This is a genomic window from endosymbiont of Lamellibrachia barhami (genome assembly GCF_011947365.2).
Lineage (GTDB): Bacteria > Pseudomonadota > Gammaproteobacteria > Chromatiales > Chromatiaceae > QGON01.
Map to the genome: position 1 here is coordinate 3,926,754 of NZ_JAAVSH020000001.1, position 618 is coordinate 3,927,371.

Here is a 618-nt window from a genome sequence, read left to right on the forward strand (position 1 = left end):
TATGCCACAGATCCGGCTTATGCCGAGAAGATCATGCGGGTGATGCAGGGTAGCGAGATGAAGCAGGCGGTGGCGGGACTCAAGGAGTCAGTCCACAAGCCGATATAAGGTTTCGAGTGTTTCCGTGCGGAATTCCGGCGGATGAGAGGTTAATGAGATGAGCGGTATTCTGTCGATTGGTGTTTCTGCCCTGCTGAGTAATCAGCAGGCGTTGAATACCGTTGGCCACAACATCGCCAATGTCAACACTGAGGGCTACAGCCGTCAGCAGGTGGACTTTTCGACCCGTAATACCGGCTATAACACAACCGGGCGGTACGGTTCAGGTGTCCAACTGGCCGGTATCGACCGTCAGTACGATAACTTCCTCGCCACTTCGGTCAGGCGCAGTCAGTCCGCCACGGAAGAGCTCGATGTCTACTACAACTCCGCCCTGCGACTGGACAATCTGGTGGCCGATTCGGCACTCGGTATGGGGCCGGCCATGCAGGATTTTTTTGCTGCCGTCCAGGGGCTGGCTAATGATCCTTCAGCAGTCCCGGCACGCCAACTGGTATTGGCAGAAGCTGAATCACTGGTGGATCGGTTTCACTATATCGATGGCGAGATCGAGGCGGT

The 618-nt window shown here is 55.8% G+C and carries 1 protein-coding gene; it reads left to right on the forward strand.

Features of this window, described 5'->3' with window-relative positions; translation table 11 throughout:
* Positions 1 to 157 precede the first annotated feature (157 nt).
* The coding region (locus G9Q73_RS17950; RefSeq protein WP_218649981.1) for a FlgK family flagellar hook-associated protein at positions 158 to 618 on the forward strand (461 nt) is incomplete at its 3' end.